This is a genomic window from Breznakia pachnodae (genome assembly GCF_030814225.1).
Taxonomy (GTDB): Bacteria; Bacillota_I; Bacilli_A; order Erysipelotrichales; family Erysipelotrichaceae; genus Breznakia; species Breznakia pachnodae.
The window spans coordinates 305,918-324,192 of record NZ_JAUSUR010000003.1 but is presented as its reverse complement, the minus strand read 5'-3'; the positions used below and the strand labels follow the sequence as shown (position 1 = coordinate 324,192).

The following is an 18,275-nucleotide window of genomic DNA, read 5'->3' as shown; positions in this document are numbered from 1 at the left end:
TTACAAACCCCTTTCCTGTTTAAATCCTTCCAATATCGCTGCACTTGATCTAGTTCCTATTCTTTCTACACCAAGTTCAATCATTGCTTTGCATGTTGGCCAATCACGAATACCACCAGCTGCTTTTACCTTTACTTCACCATCTACTGTATCCAGCATCAGTTTCACATCCTCCAAGGTTGCTCCACCTGTTCCAAATCCGGTTGATGTTTTAATAAAATCCGGTTTTACTTCCTTTGCGATTTGACTCATTTTCACAATTTCATCCTTCTCAAGATAACAATTTTCAAAGATTACTTTGCTGGTAACATTATGCTTCCGACAAATATCTACGATAACTTCCATCTCTTTTTTGATGTAATCATAATCTTTATCTTTTAGTTTCCCAACATTAATCACATAGTCAATCTCATCACTACCATCTTCAATAGCTTTCTTTGTTTCAAATGCTTTTACTTCAATTGTTGTTTGTCCTAAAGGAAAACCAATTGCAGCACCAACATTGATACCTTTGTGATCACCTAATAATTCTTTGCATCGTTTTACCTGACAAGAATTAATTGCCAACATCTTTACTTCCATTTTTATTGCATCATTTACAAATTCTTTAAAGTCTTCCTCACTTGAATATGCAAATAATAATGTATGATCAAAATACTTAGCTAAACTTCTTTCATCTAACTTATTTGTATCCATCGTTTACCCCCTATTGTCTAGTTCAATAGAATAAGTATACTTATCTCCTCTGTAATAACAAAACGTATATTCTACGATATCATCATTGGTATCGTAAGATCTACGTACTCGAAAGAATACTGGACTACCAGCTTCAACTTCAAGTTCTTTTGCAACTTCTTCACTCGCCAAAATTGCTTCAAATGTTTCACATACACGAACTGGTCGTTTAATACCTGCTTCACCTAATACATCATACATTGAACCCATATAAGATTCTTTGTTCATAGGTAAATCATGTTTACTGCTCAAATATGTGTGAAACACTACAATCGGCTCACCATCACCACAACGAACACGGTGAAGTAAATATACTTCATCACCTTCATTGATTTTAAATACTTTTGCGATATCTTTATCCGCCTCTACTTTACTCATATTGACAGATTTGGTTGAAGGAGTCAGCCCACGATCAGTCATTTCTTTGGTAAAAGATTTGATTTCGTATAAAAACTCATTGATCTTATCATTATAAATAACTGTTGTACCTTTCCCACGTGCTCTGGAAACATAACCTTCCTTCTCCAACTCAAGAATGGCTTGGCGAACAGTTATTCTGCTCACATTATAAACTTTTTCTAATTCTAATTCGCCAGGGATTACATCATTGATTTTATAATCTTTATTCTCAATTTTTTCCTTTAAATGATTCTTAATCTGAAGATAAAGAGGGATTGCCTCTTTTGAATGGTTTAGTTTCACTCTCAACACCTACCTTACATATGCTTTAATTACTTTTATTTCTTCATGCTCACTTAATCCATATGGACGAATTGTATACTCACCAACATTTGCTGGTATTATAAATGTTTCAGCATAATGAACAACAAATGGTTCAAACTTACCATCTGTACTTTCAACAATTGCTTCTTTTCCCTGTACTAAGTTTAGCATATTTACCGTATTATTGGTACTATGATATGACACTTCGTCAATTGTATATCTTCTGGTTTCAATAAATTCCAACTCATGTAATCCTGTATGTTCTACACGCTTACTTCCACCTTTGTCTTCCACATCATAAGTTGCGTTTACCAAGTTCTCTTCCACCCACTTTGTAGTACGGTTCCACTGGATTACTTCTTTTCCATGTTCCACATGCACTGGACGAGGTAAACCATCTAGTCCAACTCTACCCCAGTCCCACAGTTTGAAGGTAAAGATATAAGGTGTGGCACTAATTTCTAATACCATTGCCCCACTACCACTACAGTGACATGTTCCTGCTGGAATTAAGAAGTGATCATGTTTCTTTGCATCAAAGACATTAATATATTTCTCTGCATCAAACGTAATTTCACCCTTGTTGGCACTACGTAAATCACTAATCATCTCTTCACTGTTTATACCCTCTTTTAATCCAAGGTATACTTTTGCACCTTCTACTGCATCTAAGATATAGTAACTTTCATCTTGTGTATAACTGATTCCAAACTGACGTTTTGCATATTCTGTCAGAGGATGAACTTGTAATGAAAGATTTCCACCTTCCATAGTATCAAGGAAATCAAAACGAATTGGGAACTCAGCACCAAAACGAGCATACACTTGTGGTCCAAGTAACTCTTTTGGGCGATTCAATACAACATCCATTGCTGGAAATTCTAATACGATTCCATTGTATTCAAGTAAGATACTGTTTTCTTCAGGAACTCCATCAAAGCTCCATGCATAATTATCTTTACTTGGATCAAGGTTACACACTTCCTTCATCCATTGTCCTCCCCATACTCCCGGATCGAAGTAAGGAACGGTACGGAATGGTTTAGAAATAATAGTATCCAATCCTTTTTGCAGTGCTGCACCAGTAATCATCTTTGGTTCACCTGCTTTATTTGTATCAATAAAATAATCTACACGATTAAAGTATTTCAATTTGTGTTTATCCGCAACACGCCATTCAATAAAATATCCACGTTTGAATTTTCTAAGTGCATCTTCATCTTCGTTATCAGCTTTATAATTGCTTTTACCGCCACGAAGACGCATTTGAATTTCCCATCTTGCCATATCCAGATAAACTGCTAAATCAAATGTTTCCACAAGATATGCACCAAATCCATATACCAATACTAGTCCATTTGTCTCTGCAATCTTTTTCTTAGCATCTTCCAATTTATCCATATCAATAAAGTCGGTAATCTTACCATAGTACATGTTTCCAAATACTCGATCATCAGTTAACTGATACTTTAATTGTTCTGTAATCGTTGCTCCATCTTTGAAAATGTCATACATTGAAATTACGAGAGCTGGCTCCAGTTTTTCTAACTGTGGTAATACTTCTTCATCATTTACCCCAGGGTATGTATCTACTGCCATCACAAAGTTTTCTTTTGTGACTGTTTTCCTTAATTCCTCGATAATCTTTTCATATCCACAAATTGCACCAAAACTATCCACCTTTGTTGTTGGATACTTATCGTACTTTGATTTAAAATCTAAATAAGTCATTGCTATTCCTCCTCAACTTTTATATCGTTAGCATCTTTATAAATCCGTGCTTTGAATGGAAACTTTTCAATTCGCTCATAATCATGTCCTGATTGTACTGGCCAACAGGCCCCTACTTTCATATCTTCATCACCAATATTAATTAAGCGATGAGCAACACGACCATCAATATGATGAACGGAACCAGGAAACACTTTTTCACTATAACAAGTTCCATCTTCATCCATTAACAGCAGTAAGCCTTTGCCAGCAAATCCAAAATAAAACTCTGCACAGTTAAGATCTTTATGAAAATGTCCTCGAGTCATATTACATTCTCCAAGAACGCTAACTGGTTTTAATACGGTTAAACCCCAGTTTAAATTTCCAACTTTATCATCACCTTTACTGTACAAATACACCTCATACATTACTGTATCATCACGTAAATCTGCATCTACATTTTTATAAAAATGTTTTGCATCTTTGTACAGTTTGACGCTCTTTTCAACCGCATCTCCCTGCAGTATTCCATTCATAAAATCATGCTTAGCCTTCGGCTCAAAGATCTTCATAAAGACACCTCCACACTTAAATGTTATAACATTATAATTTTTATGTCAATATTTATTTTAAATATCGTTATAAGGGGTATCAATCGTTATAGTTATAATGTTATAATATATATATGAAAGCGAGGATTTTTTCATGAAAATTGCATACTTAGTCCACTCTTATCGGGAGTATGATGAACTGGTGGAAACAATCGACCAATTAATCAAACAAGGAGATCATGTATTTATCATGATTAATGATAATGATTTAAGAGAACAGATACATTTTGTCTATGCCGAAAGTAGCAAAGTACATATTTCATCGATTCAGGAATTTGCACAGGAAGGTGATTTATCAATGGCAAGAGGAACCATCTTGCAGATGAGAGAAGCAGTAGGAATTGGATTTGATTATTATATTAATTTAACTGATGGAATGATTCCTATTAAATCAAGAAATGATATTGTTTCTTATTTAGAAGAAAACAATAATAACTTTTATTATGTAGATCGCAGTGAAAAAGAAGATAGTGAGTTAAGAAAAAAGACATTGAAGTATTATCCAATGACAAACCTATTATCATTTCCAACTGGAAAAGTATCTCGTGGTTTTTCTAAGGCAAATGCTTCCATATTTAATACCTTTGGATTACGCAGAAAAATTGAAGATGAAATTCTTATTGGAAGTCCTTATTTCATTTTGAAACATAAAACAGCTGTTTTATTAGTAGAACACTTTGACTATGTATCCGATACATTTAAGTTATCCTGGTATGCAGAAGAAGTGTATATTCCTACGATGTTGAAAAAGTTCAATGCGGATGATCATATTAACGATGATTGTCGTGTACTAGGTCCTAGTGGTAAATGGATTGAATCACAAGGAGCCGATAAAGTAACTGAAGATATTATTGAGAAGTACCCAAATGCTTTATTCGCAGCTAAAATACTAGCTGAAGAAGATCCTGGACTTTATCAGAATTATTTCGATATATACAATAGTTAAATAAAAAGAGAGAGAGAGAAAGAGATTTATGAGAAAAATAACCCTATCTCCATCCGTGATGTGTATGGATTTAACCAATCTTGAAAAGAGTATAAGAGAGATTGAAGCAATTGGTATTGATGCCCTTCATATCGATATTATCGATGGTGCATTTAGCCCAAGTATGCCACTTGGTATTGATACCATAAAGAAGTTACGTTCAATTACTGATTTACCTTTTGATGTGCATATTATGTCATTAAATAATGAATACTTTATTAATGAAATTTTAGATATTGGTGTACAGCATATTACTTTTCATTATGAAACAAGTCTTCATGTAGATCGTTATATTAATTTGATTAAGGAAAGAGGTGTAGGCGTTGGTGTAGCTTTAAATCCAGCAACTTCATTATCTACATTAGATTATATTCTGCCTCAGGTAGATTTGATTATGTTGATGTTAATTAATCCAGGTTTTGCGACTAATAAAAACGAAAAACAAGTTTCCTATGCAAAACAAAAAGTAGAAGACCTGAGAAAACTAATTGATGATAAAGGATATGATGCAACTATCCAGGTTGATGGAAGAGTATCACTTGATACCATTCCAATGTTAGTAAAAGTAGGTGCAGACAACTTAGTACTTGGAAGTACTAGTCTATTTATGAAAGATGATACTTTAGAAGAAAATAAGAAACGTTTAGATGTAGCAGTAAAGGAAGGTCTCTAATATGAAACAATCATTTGATTCTACACAACAGATTGTAGTGGATGAGCTAAAGAACACAATGAACTCAATTGATGAACTTCAGGTCGAGAGTCTAATTACAGCTATCAATAATACAGAGAAAGTATTCTTTGTAGGAGTTGGTAGAGTACTGCTATCACTGGAAGCAATTGCCAAACGCTTGGCTCACTTAGGAATTCAGACTGTAATCGTTGGTGAAATTACGGAGCCAGCTATTACCGAGAAAGATTTATTAATTGTTGGTTCTGGTAGTGGAAAGACTATGTTTCCTTTAGGAATCGCAAAGAAGGCAAAACAGTTTGGTGCAAAGGTGGCACACATTGGCGCCAACCCTGAAAGTCCATTAAGTGAATTCACAGATGTGTTTGTAAGAATACCTGTACAAACAAAATTATATCTGCCTGATGAAATTCCATCGCAACAGATTATGACAAGTCTGTTTGAACAATCACTCTTATTATTAGGAGATACCATTGCGCTAATGATGGTAAAAGATCAAAACATCGATTTGAAATCTTTATGGCAATATCACGCAAATTTAGAATAGAAAAAACTCCATTCGCTGGAGTTTTTATTTGATTGGATCTGGTAACATGATATCTTTCACTGCAGTTAGTGCATCTTCATAGCACTGTGTAAAATAACGTATCGTTAATACAACTGGAGGAAAGGTATCAAATTCATCTACTGATAATGACCCTTCTTCGATCGCTAGTTCAAATGGAGCTAGCTTTTTTAGTTCTTTCATAATATCTTCATCTACTGACTTTGACATTGTTTCTTCAATTTTAATATCACTGGCATCAAAACGTTTTTGCCATTTTAGTGGAATTGTCATGATGATATCTCCACCGATAAACTGCGAATAGTGCAGGTGATGACGATAGTAAGCAGTCAGTACACGAGTTTTATAATTACGAGCTTTGAAGATTCTCGCCACTTCCTTACATACCGCAACTCCTGCCCAGTTAATAGCTCCTGGATCTATCACAATATTATTACTTTCTGTATAATCTTTTAACCAGTCATCTTGCATTCCCAGAAGTACTGCACAAACAGGATTCAACATCTCATTCGACTTTCCTTCACTCTCTCTTCGCTTCATACCACTTTCAATCGCATGCGCTACTGCAACTGCCTGATCAACACTGAAACAGATGGTTGCCATTACACTAATCCCTTTATAAGTTGCTTCTTCCATTGCTTTAATACCAGCTTTGGTAGCAGGTATCTTTACTTGCATATTCTCACCTAATGCATGTACTTCTTCAGCCATTGTTATCATCCGCTCTGTATTACGATATTCCAGAATTGATGTCTGAATCGAGAAACGACCTTTCTTTGGTTTGCCATCCCTCCAGATTGGAAGCATAACTTTACTTCTCGCTTCTCCCATCTGTAATGTCCACTTCCACATAACTTCAAACATATCATCTTCAGGATATTTATCAGCTATCGCTTTTACTATTTCTTCTTGTTCACCCAACTCGTTCAGCATCATTCTTGATACCCAAGTTGGACTAGTTGTTACCCCTACACTTCCAAACTCAATTGCTTGTTTATGATCTTCTACATGGAACGAATCCACCCAGATATCAGTCATTGGAAATGCCTTTGTAATATCTTTAATTTTACCCATAAAAACCTCCGTTTCTCTTAATATAGCGAAACCCAACTTAATTGTCTATAGATCATTTTGAAACCCAATTTTTTTGACCATTTACAACAATAAATTGTCGTTTTCCAACTTTTTTCTTGGATTCGCAACTTATCAAAATAAAAAAAGAATGAGTTGTCATCCTTTTCATGATTATCTTTGCAACGAACCATTATCTAAAAGATATAATCCACCAGTATGAAATTCGGCTTAGTGCAATTTAAGTATTTACTTATTTTCTTTGTAGTAATCAATTATATATTCTTTTAACTCTTGACCATTAACCCCAACTGTCTTTAGCCATTCATTATATGATTCCTTATGAAGCTTTTGTTCTTCTGTTAGTTTATCATCTTCATCAACTGTATAGTAATCATCACCACCAACAGTTAAATCATAAAACCCAATAAATACCACATCATTACCATTTAATAACGCACTTATTGTTACTTTATTTTCTGAATCTTGAATATATACCATTGAGTTGTCATCTGTTTTCTCAACAGAAATTTCGTAATTTTCATTATCAAATACATCAACTGTCTTTTCATCATTACTTCCACAACCAAAAAGCATTAAAGCACAAATAAATAATACACCTATTTTTTTCATATTTTCTCCTAACATAATCTAACTTTTTTGTAATTTGTCAATTAAACCTAATACATGTTTCTTTGAATTTCTAAAACTTAAAAGCGTCATAATCGCAAACACTCCAGTCAATATTGAAAGGATAAGGAATAACCATTTAAGGATATTAACTACTAAATCAGGAAATTGAATAAAACTATCACTCATTCCATTAAATGCCCAGAATGTTAGTATTGCGAAAAAAAGACACGCAATCGCACTGTTACGAAACCAGTTTCCAATTTTCTTCGTCATAACATTTTTCATTTGTATTTCATTCTTCATTTGCTCTTTTTCTCTTTTATTCATAAATATCATTTCCTTTCTTAAAAACGAATCCCCACTTGGGAGGTAGGGATCGTTTAAATAACTTTAATTACTAAACTAGTAAGTTAATCCTGGATCGAAGAATCCAATGAATACCCCTACGAATGCAACAATAACCATTAGTAACATAACTTTTACAGGACTAACAGCTTTCTTAGCCATTAACCACCAACATAATAATACAAATAATAATGTTAGTACTCCTGGGAACGCTCCATCAAGTTTTTCTTGAATACTAATAATTGAATCTTCCATTACTTTAACGTATTTTGTAACAATTTCTCCACCTTCAACTATAATTTTTCCAGTAGCTTTTTCAACAACATCTTTTCCACCTTCGATCATAGTGAAAGCTTTTTCAGTTTCTACTTGACCGTTATTAATTGATAATGAAGTTGTAATATTAACCCAAGATGCAGCCATCGCACCAACGATAACTTGTCCAAGGACAATTACTGATTCACGAGCTGCCGTTGCTTTTTCACCAACGATTACCTCTACAGCTGTACCACCTAATTCATAACCTTTATTATAGATAAATTTCATGAATAGTATGATTGTAATGTTCCAAACGATAATATAGAAGATAGGTCCAATTGCAGAACCACCTTCAGCTAATCCTAAAGCAATCCCTAATAAGATAGGAATGTAAGTACCAACGATTAATGAATCCCCAATACCTGCAAGAGGTCCCATAAGACCCGCACGGATACCATTGATCATTTCATCGTCAATATCATCAGCACCATTTGCTCTAGCTTCCTCTAAACCAGCTGTAATCCCTACAACGATTGCACCAATTTGTGGCTCAGTATTAAAGAAAGGATAGTATGTTTGAAGTTTTTGTTTTTGTTCTTCTTTTGATTCGTATAATTCTTGGATAATTGGTAACATTGACCACATATATCCAAATGTTTGCATATGTTCATGTGAGAAACATGTTAAGTTTCCATAGTACCAACGCCAGAATGAACTATTTAACGTTTTCTTAGATAATTTCTTCATATTAAATGTCCTCCTCGTCGTCATCTATACCCACCGCTGGTGCTCTACTTAATTTCACCATAGCGATTTGGTAGTTAATCAGTGCAAATGCACCACCGATTGCTGTTGCCGCCAATAAAGTAACTCCCATTGATGCAGCGATTGCAAAACCGAATACAAACATAATTAAGTCTGAAGCTTTTGTAACCACTGATTTCAAAAGAATTGCAATTCCGACTGCTGGTAATAATGAACCAATTGTAAATAATGACTTCATATACCAAGAATCCATTGGTAATGCATCTTGGAAGTCTGCAATTGCTCCAGCTCCATAATATACGATTAACATGATTGGAATAAATGAAATCACGATGTGTGATAACCAAGGGAATAATACTTCAACTTTACCCAAAATTTTGAAGTCCCCTTTATCTAATCTAGCCCAACCAATGTGTTGCCAGATAAGGTTCATCATAGCTGTTCCATAGAACATAACTGTACCAACTGTACCAACTAGTGCACCCATAGATCCTGCAAGACCTTGAGCTTCTGCTCCAGCTAAGTCCAGTCCTTGTGACTTACATGCCACATATGCTAGCGGTATACCAATATAAGATACCGCACGTAAGTCGGCAGCTACTGTTCCTCCCGGCGTAACTAATGCGATGTAAATAATTTGCATTGGAATAGCAACTAAGATACAACCTTCAACATCACCTAATATTAACCCAACAAATAAAGATGCTACTAAAGGTCTGTTAAGCGTATAGTTACCGATTGAAGTTCCTAATGCAGCGATTGTAGAAGCAGCAAGTACTCCCATAAGCGCTAGAAGAGCCGCTTGTAACCAAGAAATCTCCATAAACTCATCTCCTTTTCAAATTTTATTTAATTTTTATCTTTATCTAAATTGGCTCCCAACATCCGATTTAGATTGAGACTACTACAATTAAGTCTTTTTAATATCCAAATTTTGATCTGAATTTTGGCCAAGACCCGATAGCCGTTTCTTCTAATAATGCAAAGTAAACATCGTAACCTGCATTTGTCATTTTTTCACAAGCTTCTGCTTCTTCTTGTGTAATACTTTGATTTTGCCCAAGCTTTGTTGCTCCAGGACGATCATTACATGGTCCAATAACAACTCTCTTAACGTCACTTGGTTTGAATCCATCATCAACTAAAATTCTAGCCATGTCGACAGGATTCTTAGTAATCAAGAAGTATCTCTTGTCACTATCTAAAACCTTTTGACATTTTTTCTTCCAGTCTTCATATGTCCAAATAAATACTTTTTTGTCTGTTGAAGCTTGGAACGATTGTTTCAATATAGGTGTAGTAGCAGCTTTATCATTGATTGCTACAATACCATCACAAGGGAATTCCTTAGACCAACGTGTTACAATTTGACCATGAATAATACGGTCATCTACTCTTACAAAACTAATCATTATTTTGTCCTCCTATTGATTACTAAATATCATCATCTGAGTCATCAGACGCTTGTTCAAAGATGCATAACCCAACTTGACCCTCAGATAATAAACTTTCTTTAAGGATGTCTCCATCCATGTTGTCTTTCATCAGTACTGCAGAAACTGCAAGTGGCATGTTCATACCTGCAAATACTGTTGTTTTATCCATCATTCCTTTTTCATCAAGAACACTGAGTGAACTAGTGAATGGCGAACCGCTCAAAATGTCTGCTAATAAAATTATTTCATCATCTTCAGTTATTGGTTCAATAAGCTTTTTAAAATTCTCAATAAACTCTGGTGTTCCCATATCAGCTGTTAAGCTAGTACTAAGAACATCATCTCTTTTTCCTGTCATCATCTCTACTGCACTGTGTAAACCTGGAGCAAATTCTCCATGACTCACCATGATTACATATTTCATAACATCTCTCCTTTTGTTTTATCTTGGTAAAAATGAAAGGGATTCCATCTCTACCTTTAGCGTACAATAATTTTTTTATCATTTCAACAGTTTGCGACATTATTCACACCACCATCACATAATTGGATTGGTTTAATTTCTTATCTAAAACTTCAAATAGTACGATTAACATTGACTATTTCAATTGTTATTGAATCATAAAGTTTATGATTATGATATATAAATTAGTTACATTTGTCACAATTTCTGTAAACGCTTTCAATTGATGCTTTAAATTTAAGGCATATAGCCTTAAATTTATCTCACATAACTTCTTATAACCCTACAGTTTCCACTGATTGTATATTCTTTACAAGCAGCTGGTATAAACAAACTGTCTGTATATTTATTTTCTATTTTTTCATCTTGGTAGGTGATTGTTCCATCTCCATGAACGAATGATATACAGTTGAATCGATCATTCATTGGAATCGTAATACTTCCAACCACATCAATTAATTCAACTACATAGTCTTCACAATCGACTAGCGTCTTAATTGTTGTTTTCTTATTCTCACCTACTGGTGAATGTACCACATGACTCTTATGAGTCAGATCAACTACATCAAAACTTTTTTCTAAATGCAATTCTCTACCATTCCCCTGTGCATCTTTTCTGCCATAGTCATAGAAACGATACGTTGTATTAGAATTGGTTCCTACTTCAATTGCCAGGATTCCTCCACCAAGTGCATGTAAGGTACCTGCATCAATATGAATGAAATCTCCTGCTTTAATATCATGATACTTCAGATATTGTTCAAGGTTTTCTTCTTCAACTGCTTTTCTGATTACTTCTTTATCAGTAATTTTTGTACCAGCTACCAGTCTTGCATTTTCTTCAGCTTCCAGTACATACCAACTTTCTGTTTTACCATAATCATTTTCATGTTCTAAAGCATATGCTGTATATGGATGTACCTGAATTGATAAATCGTCTTTTGCATCTAAGTATGCTAAACGAAGAATCTTTTCTTTTGGTACTGCTCCTAACATTTCCTGTTGGTGAGCATCTAAAACTTCCTGTAAGTTTTGTCCTTTGTATTCACCATTCAATATTTCGCTTTGACAATAAGGATGTGCATTCACTTCCCAGCTTGTACCATAGCCATCACCTTCATCACCACGAATATCAGTTAGTCGATGTCCACCCCAAATGGTTTTATCATATATTGGTTTCAACTTAAATGGATACATATCTTTACCTCACCTTAAAGTTATTATACAAGAAAAAAAACACAAAATCAATATAATGTTATAACATTATATTAAAATATCATATTTTGGAATTTTTGGTAAATAAAAACACCTATTTTGAAATAGATGCTTATTATCGTTAACTATAAAAGAAACTGTATTACTAGAAAAATTACAATAAATGCAACTGGCACAATAAACAGTAAACCGTAACCACGCATTACTTTTTTCTCTAGCTTACGCCAACCGTCCTGATCAAAGTAATATCGATCATCATCTGTTTTATGAACAACTCCATCGTTGATCAGATTTCCAATCGTGTACGATATTACCGCACTTGTCAGTTTTAAATTTTTGAACTCTTCTACTTTGATTGCTGTTGCTTCATCATAAGCATTATGTTTATGAAAGATATCGATTACCATCTTCGCAGCAGTTTTACGAATACTATTTTTCTTTGCCATAGACACACCTCTTTACTTATACATTCTACCGTATTTTTCCATAAATGCACTATTTTTTTCAAATCCACCATCAACATTAGCACTAATAAACACTTCAACTTCATCACCATAAGCATGTAACTGTTGTGCACAAACAACACTGATTGCCCCACAAATAAAGGCATTTGCAATTGATGATGTTGGATACATTGGCACTGTAAGTCCTTCAAAATAAGTTGCTGAATCACCAATCTCTCCACAGTTATCAATTACGATATCTGCGACTTCCATCAAACGTTTTTCATGTTTGTTTCGTGGACTCGCACTTAACGAGTGTTTAGTATTTGTAATAGCAATTACTTTTGCACCTAACTCTTTTGCTTCTACAGCAAGTTCTACTGGATATGCATTTCTTCCTGAGTTTGAAGCAATCAAAACCACATCACCCTCACTGATTTTATAAAGATCAACTAAGATATGAGCATATCCACTTAAATTTTCAATATAGGTACTCTTTGTTGGATGTTCATTCAGTGTCAGTTCCGTTGTCATAATTGGTACAACAAATGCCAGACCACCAGCACGACCATAAAATTCTTCAGCCACACTATGTGAGTGACCACTCCCAGTTGCATAAAATGTGTTGCCATTATGATGTGCATCACCAATCATTTTTCCTGCGGCAGCAATTTGTTCACTTTGCGTATCATGTATTTTATTTACAATATCCAAACCAATCTTAAAACTTTCATCAACAAACTTTTTCATAGTGTTCTCCTTAAATTAATTCAAAATGCTTACATGTATAGTAAGTTCCATCATCTTCCACATTCTTCGCTACATAGTCTGCAACTTTCTTCACTTCATCCAGTGCATTCCCCATAGCAACACCAATCCCTACAGCTTCTAGCATCTGTAAGTCATTATAGTTATCACCAAAAGCAATTACTTCATCCATCTTGATTCCTTGCGCATCAGCAATAATCTTCACTCCGTCAGCTTTACTGTAATTATCCATATGAATATCATAGTGATCCTCACTAAATGCATCAAATGCCAAATGAGGATACTTTGTTTGATAATAGTCCATATGTGCTGGATCAATATTACATACAACGCCTAAAGGAAGGTCTTTCAAATGACGATTCCTATCTTTACGATGATCTACTAAGACATCAATACGTCCAATCCAGTGTGATACCATACTCGTAATTCGTTTGTTTCCATTGTAGCAATATGCTGCATCATCAAATTGAAACATTACTGCATCATCAAATTTTATAAAATCTTTAATCAAACTTTCAACATCCTCTAACGATAAAGGACTACGATTTACTTCCTTAAAATTTTTATCTGCTACATATGCACCATTCACACATACATAGTAATCAAAAGTAAACTCTTTATTCAAGGAACCTTTCACAAAAAAAGGTGGTCTCCCACTTGCGATAGCAACTTTTATTCCATTCTTTTGTAGTTGATTCAACATTAAAAGCGTTTTCTCACTAAAACCTTTATTACCTTCTTCAACAAGTGTTCCATCTACATCAAATACCGCTAATTTAATCATTTCTCTCCTCCTCTAAAATCATTAAAATTGCATCCTTAACCCGTTCCACTTTATATTTTCCATATTGTTTAACATCATCATTTGCACGATCCATCACAAATGAATGTTCAAACATTTTAAACATTGGAATATCGTTTTCACCATCACCAATAACTGCTACTTCATCAGGCTGTAATCCACGATATTCTAATAATTTATGAATCGCTGTTCCTTTGTGAATCCCTTTGGTTGTAAGTTCCACAAAATGAAAATGGGTCATTGATATCTCAAATTTATCACCATAAAGTTCCTGCAGCTTCTTTGACATTCTACTAGGATCCACTTCTCTGGTATAAAAAGAAATCTTTACTATTCCATCTTTGGGTTCACTTAAATAATCCAACAAATCAATATCACTAATTGTTCCTACCTGACCCATAAATTCAATTGCATCTTTCCAAAATAAATCTTTGGGTCTCTTATTATAAAAGTAAAAATTACAGTGATCATCAGCAACAAAAGGATATACATCTTCCAAATATACATCCTGTATGTGTTTCATCATTTCATATATTTCCTGAGAATTCATATTCATCTCATAAATCTTTTTTTCATCTGCAAAAACAGTTCCACCATTGTTTCCAATATAATCCATATCAAACTTAAGAACAGGTTTCACATGTGTATAATATACACCAAGATCGCGCCCAGTAACGATACCAAACTCAATACCAGCATCTTTCAACTGTTTGATTGCTTCAATATCATAGTCACGAAATTGCATATTCTTATCTAATAACGTTCCATCTAAATCACTTAGAAATAGTTTTATCATCTTTTCTTTTTCCTTTTTTGTTGGTAAGCATCTAAACGCTCTTTCAAGATTACACCAAACTTCTTTGGCAATTGCATCTTTTCTGAAGTTGTTGTTAGACGAACTTCATAACGTCCAAACATACCGCCAGTTGGTGTAGTACCATTTACACTGCGAAAGCGATGGAATGTTTTTTCATAGAAAAATCCATCTTCTGTAAATATGATTGTACGTCTTACTATAAACTCTGTAGTTAATGAAAGTACCCAAAGGGTTACAAATCCATAAGCTGCTAAGGTAACTGCTTCTCCATTATTTTGCATTTCAAATACAACAGCTACACCTACCAATATTGCAATTAGAACACACCCTATAATCCAAGGGATATAGTCAGAAACTATTTCAGGATGATTCTTGTTTCCTTCTAGAAATTCTTTCTTCGCTTTATTACACTCAATAAACTTCTTTACATTTGTGAATACCATAAATAAACCATAACCAATGATTACTACTACAATTAACGTTGTGATAATATTCGAATCCATATATCATATACCTCTCTCTACTCGTTATTCTTATTATAGCGATTTTACATCTTTTTGTATAGAACTCCTAGTCCTAAAGCAATAAAACCGGATAATCCAATAATCACAAGAGTCATATCAATACCAACTGCAGTAGCTAAAATACCAGCTAAACTTGGTGTAATTAAAGCTGATACACCAACGTATACAGCACTGGCAACGGTCTGTCCGGTTGCCCGCATATGTACTGGACTTGCATCATCAACCAATGTTTTTGAAGTAATCATAATTAGTGGATACGTAACACCTTGTAACAGTGAAACAGCTACCACTAGTTCTGGGCTTTGCACAATTGCATAACCAATGAAACGAACAATATACATGAATGTTCCAAACATCATAATTTTATAATCACCAAACTTCTTCAGTAATATACCTCCAGCAAAAAACAAAGGTAATTCAGTAAATGCCTGAATTGACCAACGAGCACCTACAATACCTTCATCTCCCCCTAACTCAATCATCTTATCCACTACAGTATACATATCAGCAGTTGCAATAATATTGATGATTAAGAAAATTAAAACAACAATTACAAACTTCTTATCTTTCAATAAAATCTGAATATCTCTGAATTTAATTCCTGCACTTTTTTCATGTTTGGTCGCATCTTGCATAAAGAACGTTAATCCAATATTAAACACCGTCATTACTGCAAAGATAATTCCTAAAGAACCATAACCCCACTTTTGAATTGCCAGTGCACCCAATGGACTACCAATCATCCAACCGATTGCCCCAAAGGCACGAATGGAACCATAGTTTTGCTTACAGTGATCATCTGTTTCCAGACACCAGGAATCCTGTACTGCCATTACGGTTCTTGCTAACCCTCCAACAAGTGAAATAAAAATCAGATGTAAGAAAAAGATTCGATCTGTTACGCTATACATAATACAGGTTGCAATTACGAATAAAATTAACAATAGATTATAGAACTTTTTATCAGTATTGAATTTATCACAAAGATAACCTACAAAAAACTGACCAACAATTGCCACAACTGCGGTTCCTGATAAAATAATTCCTCTTTCCATCACGTTATATCCAACATGAGAAAGGAAGGTTTGCATATATCCATATGGTATTGCAAAGGATATAAACGAGATAAAATACAATACAAACATAAATCCCATATTCTTTGTAAGTTTCATAATGTACCCCCTATCTGAAACTAATCAATATTATTTCTATAACTAGCCATAAACAAATCTAGGGTTCCTTCAATTTTCAATGTACCAAAACCGGCAGGAACAAGTAGTGTTTCTCCTTTTTCTATCTTCACTCCGTTGATCATTCCACTTCCTTCTACTGCCGTATAAAAAGCAAAACGTGAATGATCAAAGTTTCCTTCTTTTTGTACTCTTACTCTTTGTAATGTATACAATCCAGGTTCATCCCAATACGAAGTAACCAGACAACCATTTACTTCTACTTCAGGAAAATGAATAAATCCTTTTGAACGATCTGGAATATTTACATTCTCTATTACTTCTTCTACTTGAATTGGACGTTTCTCACCCGTAGAAGGATCAATACGATCATAATCATACACCCTTAGTGTGCAATCTGCATTGCGTGAAATATTATATGTTAATACACCATTTCCAATTGCATGGATTGTCCCACAAGGAATATCTAAGTAGTCATCAACTACTACATCAATGTATTTAATTAATGAATCAAATTCTTTTTTATGTACCTTTTGAGCAAACTCTTCTCTTGTAGTTGCTGTATGCCCAAAGGCGATATATCCGTCTTTTGGTGCATCTAAGATTACCCATGCCTCTGGCTTTCCACGACCTCCATTGTACGCTTTCGCGAATGTATCATCTGGATGTAACTGAATTGATAAATCCGCTTCCGGATCTAGCAAATTCACGCGAATTGGTAACTCTGCTGTATCACATTCAAACCAATCAGGATATTGTTCATAAAGCTGAGATAACATCAAATCGGTTCCTTCAATTTTACAATCTGCATGTCCTTCTAATGCAACAACATTATAGACTTCACCTACAGGATATACCTCTGTCTTATAATTAAAATTCTCCAGTAATCGTTTTCCTCCCCACATCCGTGGTTCGAAATACGGCAATACTTTAACAATTTTCTTTTCCATTGTTTACTCCATATTGGCATGTCGGCCATACATTGTATCTGCATCCATTCCCTTGCTATCCATTAACATCATAATCACAATATCCATAAAGATACCTTCGGATTGTTCAAAGAGACTTGCCATTGGCTGATGCGAAATAATTGCATCTTGCTTCTGTACTTTTGGTGAAGCTGTATTAATCACAATAACAACATCTGCAAGTTGACCAATTGTTGATTCAACATTCGTTGTAATCAGTGCTACTTTCGCACCCATTTCTTTGGCCTTTTGTGCATGGTTCACTAGTGATTTTGTCTCTCCAGAACCACTGCAGACTACCAACAATCCACCTTCTTTTATATTTGGTGTTGTTGTTTCACCAACCACATAACTATGAACACCCATGTGCATTAAGCGCATCGCAAATCCTTTGATTTGGAACCCACTTCTTCCAGCTCCAGCACAGAATACCTCATCTGCCTCATTAATCAAAGCTACAAATTTATCAGCATCTGCTGTTGGAATACTTGCCAATGTCTGTGATAATTCCTCAATTACCATCTTTCCATATTCTTGATTATTCATAAGTTACC

Annotated in this window: 23 protein-coding genes; 3 read left to right on the top strand and 20 right to left on the bottom strand. The window is 34.5% G+C overall.

From position 1 onward, the window contains the following. Genes deoC through J2S15_RS09995 form a run of 4 tightly spaced genes read right to left on the bottom strand, consistent with a single transcriptional unit; the run spans position 1 to position 3,743 of the window. Positions 1-696, bottom strand: a complete 696-nt coding sequence (gene deoC, locus J2S15_RS10010) for a deoxyribose-phosphate aldolase (RefSeq protein ID WP_307407874.1) — start codon at positions 694-696, stop codon at positions 1-3. Positions 697-699: 3 nt separating this feature from the next. Further along, positions 700-1,437 (bottom strand): GntR family transcriptional regulator, encoded by a 738-nt coding sequence (locus tag J2S15_RS10005; RefSeq protein WP_307407872.1) that lies wholly within the window; start codon positions 1,435-1,437, stop codon positions 700-702. A 9-nt stretch (positions 1,438-1,446) separates the two neighbouring features. Beyond that, the gene (locus J2S15_RS10000; RefSeq protein WP_307407870.1) at positions 1,447-3,189 is read right to left on the bottom strand and encodes a class I mannose-6-phosphate isomerase; all 1,743 of its coding nucleotides are present in this window, start codon (positions 3,187-3,189) and stop codon (positions 1,447-1,449) included. A gap of 2 nt (positions 3,190-3,191) precedes the next feature. Further along, positions 3,192-3,743: a glucose-6-phosphate isomerase family protein gene (locus J2S15_RS09995; protein ID WP_307407868.1), complete on the bottom strand. Its 552-nt coding sequence runs from the start codon at positions 3,741-3,743 to the stop codon at positions 3,192-3,194. A gap of 133 nt (positions 3,744-3,876) precedes the next feature. Here J2S15_RS09995 and J2S15_RS09990 point away from each other — a divergent pair, with 133 nt between their 5' ends. From J2S15_RS09990 to hxlB (J2S15_RS09980), 3 genes are read left to right on the top strand one after another with little or no spacing between them, the layout of a single operon-like run. Next, positions 3,877-4,728, top strand: a complete 852-nt coding sequence (locus J2S15_RS09990) for a beta-1,6-N-acetylglucosaminyltransferase (protein ID WP_307407866.1) — start codon at positions 3,877-3,879, stop codon at positions 4,726-4,728. Between the two features lie 28 nt (positions 4,729-4,756). After that, positions 4,757-5,440, top strand: coding sequence for a ribulose-phosphate 3-epimerase (locus J2S15_RS09985; RefSeq protein WP_307407865.1), 684 nt, complete (start codon positions 4,757-4,759; stop codon positions 5,438-5,440). A gap of 1 nt (position 5,441) precedes the next feature. Beyond that, on the top strand, positions 5,442-6,005 hold the full coding sequence (gene hxlB / locus J2S15_RS09980) for a 6-phospho-3-hexuloisomerase (RefSeq protein WP_307407863.1): 564 nt from the start codon (positions 5,442-5,444) through the stop codon (positions 6,003-6,005). Positions 6,006-6,029: 24 nt separating this feature from the next. Here hxlB (J2S15_RS09980) and J2S15_RS09975 read toward each other — a convergent pair whose 3' ends face one another. The 16 genes from J2S15_RS09975 to hxlB (J2S15_RS09900) all read right to left on the bottom strand — a co-directional run bounded on the left by J2S15_RS09975 (position 6,030) and on the right by hxlB (J2S15_RS09900) (position 18,267). Then, on the bottom strand, positions 6,030-7,097 hold the full coding sequence (locus J2S15_RS09975) for a transaldolase family protein (RefSeq protein ID WP_307407860.1): 1,068 nt from the start codon (positions 7,095-7,097) through the stop codon (positions 6,030-6,032). A gap of 246 nt (positions 7,098-7,343) precedes the next feature. Further along, positions 7,344-7,727, bottom strand: coding sequence for a hypothetical protein (locus J2S15_RS09970; RefSeq protein WP_307407858.1), 384 nt, complete (start codon positions 7,725-7,727; stop codon positions 7,344-7,346). An 18-nt stretch (positions 7,728-7,745) separates the two neighbouring features. Further along, positions 7,746-8,054 (bottom strand): hypothetical protein, encoded by a 309-nt coding sequence (locus J2S15_RS09965; protein ID WP_307407856.1) that lies wholly within the window; start codon positions 8,052-8,054, stop codon positions 7,746-7,748. Between the two features lie 75 nt (positions 8,055-8,129). After that, on the bottom strand, positions 8,130-9,077 hold the full coding sequence (locus tag J2S15_RS09960) for a PTS system mannose/fructose/sorbose family transporter subunit IID (RefSeq protein ID WP_307407854.1): 948 nt from the start codon (positions 9,075-9,077) through the stop codon (positions 8,130-8,132). Between the two features lies 1 nt (position 9,078). After that, positions 9,079-9,918: a PTS sugar transporter subunit IIC gene (locus J2S15_RS09955; protein ID WP_307407852.1), complete on the bottom strand. Its 840-nt coding sequence runs from the start codon at positions 9,916-9,918 to the stop codon at positions 9,079-9,081. 97 nt (positions 9,919-10,015) lie between these two features. Beyond that, positions 10,016-10,507, bottom strand: a complete 492-nt coding sequence (locus J2S15_RS09950; RefSeq protein WP_307407850.1) for a PTS sugar transporter subunit IIB — start codon at positions 10,505-10,507, stop codon at positions 10,016-10,018. A 22-nt stretch (positions 10,508-10,529) separates the two neighbouring features. Next, positions 10,530-10,955: a PTS sugar transporter subunit IIA gene (locus J2S15_RS09945; protein ID WP_307407848.1), complete on the bottom strand. Its 426-nt coding sequence runs from the start codon at positions 10,953-10,955 to the stop codon at positions 10,530-10,532. A 297-nt stretch (positions 10,956-11,252) separates the two neighbouring features. Next, the gene (locus J2S15_RS09940) at positions 11,253-12,191 is read right to left on the bottom strand and encodes a type I phosphomannose isomerase catalytic subunit (RefSeq protein ID WP_307407846.1); all 939 of its coding nucleotides are present in this window, start codon (positions 12,189-12,191) and stop codon (positions 11,253-11,255) included. Positions 12,192-12,334: 143 nt separating this feature from the next. Beyond that, positions 12,335-12,655, bottom strand: a complete 321-nt coding sequence (locus J2S15_RS09935; protein WP_307407844.1) for a hypothetical protein — start codon at positions 12,653-12,655, stop codon at positions 12,335-12,337. Between the two features lie 12 nt (positions 12,656-12,667). After that, complete coding sequence (locus J2S15_RS09930) at positions 12,668-13,402, bottom strand: SIS domain-containing protein (protein WP_307407843.1); 735 nt, start codon at positions 13,400-13,402, stop codon at positions 12,668-12,670. A gap of 10 nt (positions 13,403-13,412) precedes the next feature. Next, the gene (locus J2S15_RS09925) at positions 13,413-14,204 is read right to left on the bottom strand and encodes an HAD family hydrolase (RefSeq protein WP_307407840.1); all 792 of its coding nucleotides are present in this window, start codon (positions 14,202-14,204) and stop codon (positions 13,413-13,415) included. After that, positions 14,197-15,018, bottom strand: coding sequence for a Cof-type HAD-IIB family hydrolase (locus J2S15_RS09920; protein ID WP_307407839.1), 822 nt, complete (start codon positions 15,016-15,018; stop codon positions 14,197-14,199). The genes J2S15_RS09925 and J2S15_RS09920 overlap by 8 nt, the downstream gene beginning before the upstream one ends. After that, positions 15,015-15,542 (bottom strand): DUF986 family protein, encoded by a 528-nt coding sequence (locus J2S15_RS09915; protein ID WP_307407837.1) that lies wholly within the window; start codon positions 15,540-15,542, stop codon positions 15,015-15,017. The genes J2S15_RS09920 and J2S15_RS09915 overlap by 4 nt, the downstream gene beginning before the upstream one ends. A gap of 44 nt (positions 15,543-15,586) precedes the next feature. Next, positions 15,587-16,735 carry an MFS transporter gene (locus J2S15_RS09910; RefSeq protein WP_307407835.1) on the bottom strand — a complete coding sequence of 383 codons (1,149 nt, stop codon included), beginning with the start codon at positions 16,733-16,735 and terminating at the stop codon, positions 15,587-15,589. A gap of 20 nt (positions 16,736-16,755) precedes the next feature. After that, entirely contained in the window at positions 16,756-17,703 is a 948-nt protein-coding gene (locus tag J2S15_RS09905; RefSeq protein ID WP_307407833.1) for a class I mannose-6-phosphate isomerase, read from the bottom strand. 3 nt (positions 17,704-17,706) lie between these two features. After that, a complete protein-coding gene (hxlB, locus tag J2S15_RS09900; protein WP_307407831.1) occupies positions 17,707-18,267 on the bottom strand; it encodes a 6-phospho-3-hexuloisomerase in 561 nt (186 codons plus the stop codon). Positions 18,268-18,275 lie beyond the last annotated feature (8 nt).

Coding starts and splice junctions, on each gene's coding strand:
- deoC (WP_307407874.1), bottom strand. CDS start 696: ATGGATACAAATAAGTTAGATGAAAGAAGTTTAGCTAAGTATTTTGAT.
- J2S15_RS10000 (WP_307407870.1), bottom strand. CDS start 3,189: ATGACTTATTTAGATTTTAAATCAAAGTACGATAAGTATCCAACAACA.
- J2S15_RS09995 (WP_307407868.1), bottom strand. CDS start 3,743: ATGAAGATCTTTGAGCCGAAGGCTAAGCATGATTTTATGAATGGAATA.
- J2S15_RS09990 (WP_307407866.1), top strand. CDS start 3,877: ATGAAAATTGCATACTTAGTCCACTCTTATCGGGAGTATGATGAACTG.
- J2S15_RS09985 (WP_307407865.1), top strand. CDS start 4,757: ATGAGAAAAATAACCCTATCTCCATCCGTGATGTGTATGGATTTAACC.
- hxlB (WP_307407863.1), top strand. CDS start 5,442: ATGAAACAATCATTTGATTCTACACAACAGATTGTAGTGGATGAGCTA.
- J2S15_RS09975 (WP_307407860.1), bottom strand. CDS start 7,097: ATGGGTAAAATTAAAGATATTACAAAGGCATTTCCAATGACTGATATC.
- J2S15_RS09970 (WP_307407858.1), bottom strand. CDS start 7,727: ATGAAAAAAATAGGTGTATTATTTATTTGTGCTTTAATGCTTTTTGGT.
- J2S15_RS09965 (WP_307407856.1), bottom strand. CDS start 8,054: ATGAATAAAAGAGAAAAAGAGCAAATGAAGAATGAAATACAAATGAAA.
- J2S15_RS09960 (WP_307407854.1), bottom strand. CDS start 9,077: ATGAAGAAATTATCTAAGAAAACGTTAAATAGTTCATTCTGGCGTTGG.
- J2S15_RS09955 (WP_307407852.1), bottom strand. CDS start 9,918: ATGGAGATTTCTTGGTTACAAGCGGCTCTTCTAGCGCTTATGGGAGTA.
- J2S15_RS09950 (WP_307407850.1), bottom strand. CDS start 10,507: ATGATTAGTTTTGTAAGAGTAGATGACCGTATTATTCATGGTCAAATT.
- J2S15_RS09945 (WP_307407848.1), bottom strand. CDS start 10,955: ATGAAATATGTAATCATGGTGAGTCATGGAGAATTTGCTCCAGGTTTA.
- J2S15_RS09940 (WP_307407846.1), bottom strand. CDS start 12,191: ATGTATCCATTTAAGTTGAAACCAATATATGATAAAACCATTTGGGGT.
- J2S15_RS09935 (WP_307407844.1), bottom strand. CDS start 12,655: ATGGCAAAGAAAAATAGTATTCGTAAAACTGCTGCGAAGATGGTAATC.
- J2S15_RS09930 (WP_307407843.1), bottom strand. CDS start 13,402: ATGAAAAAGTTTGTTGATGAAAGTTTTAAGATTGGTTTGGATATTGTA.
- J2S15_RS09925 (WP_307407840.1), bottom strand. CDS start 14,204: ATGATTAAATTAGCGGTATTTGATGTAGATGGAACACTTGTTGAAGAA.
- J2S15_RS09920 (WP_307407839.1), bottom strand. CDS start 15,018: ATGATAAAACTATTTCTAAGTGATTTAGATGGAACGTTATTAGATAAG.
- J2S15_RS09915 (WP_307407837.1), bottom strand. CDS start 15,542: ATGGATTCGAATATTATCACAACGTTAATTGTAGTAGTAATCATTGGT.
- J2S15_RS09910 (WP_307407835.1), bottom strand. CDS start 16,735: ATGAAACTTACAAAGAATATGGGATTTATGTTTGTATTGTATTTTATC.
- J2S15_RS09905 (WP_307407833.1), bottom strand. CDS start 17,703: ATGGAAAAGAAAATTGTTAAAGTATTGCCGTATTTCGAACCACGGATG.
- hxlB (WP_307407831.1), bottom strand. CDS start 18,267: ATGAATAATCAAGAATATGGAAAGATGGTAATTGAGGAATTATCACAG.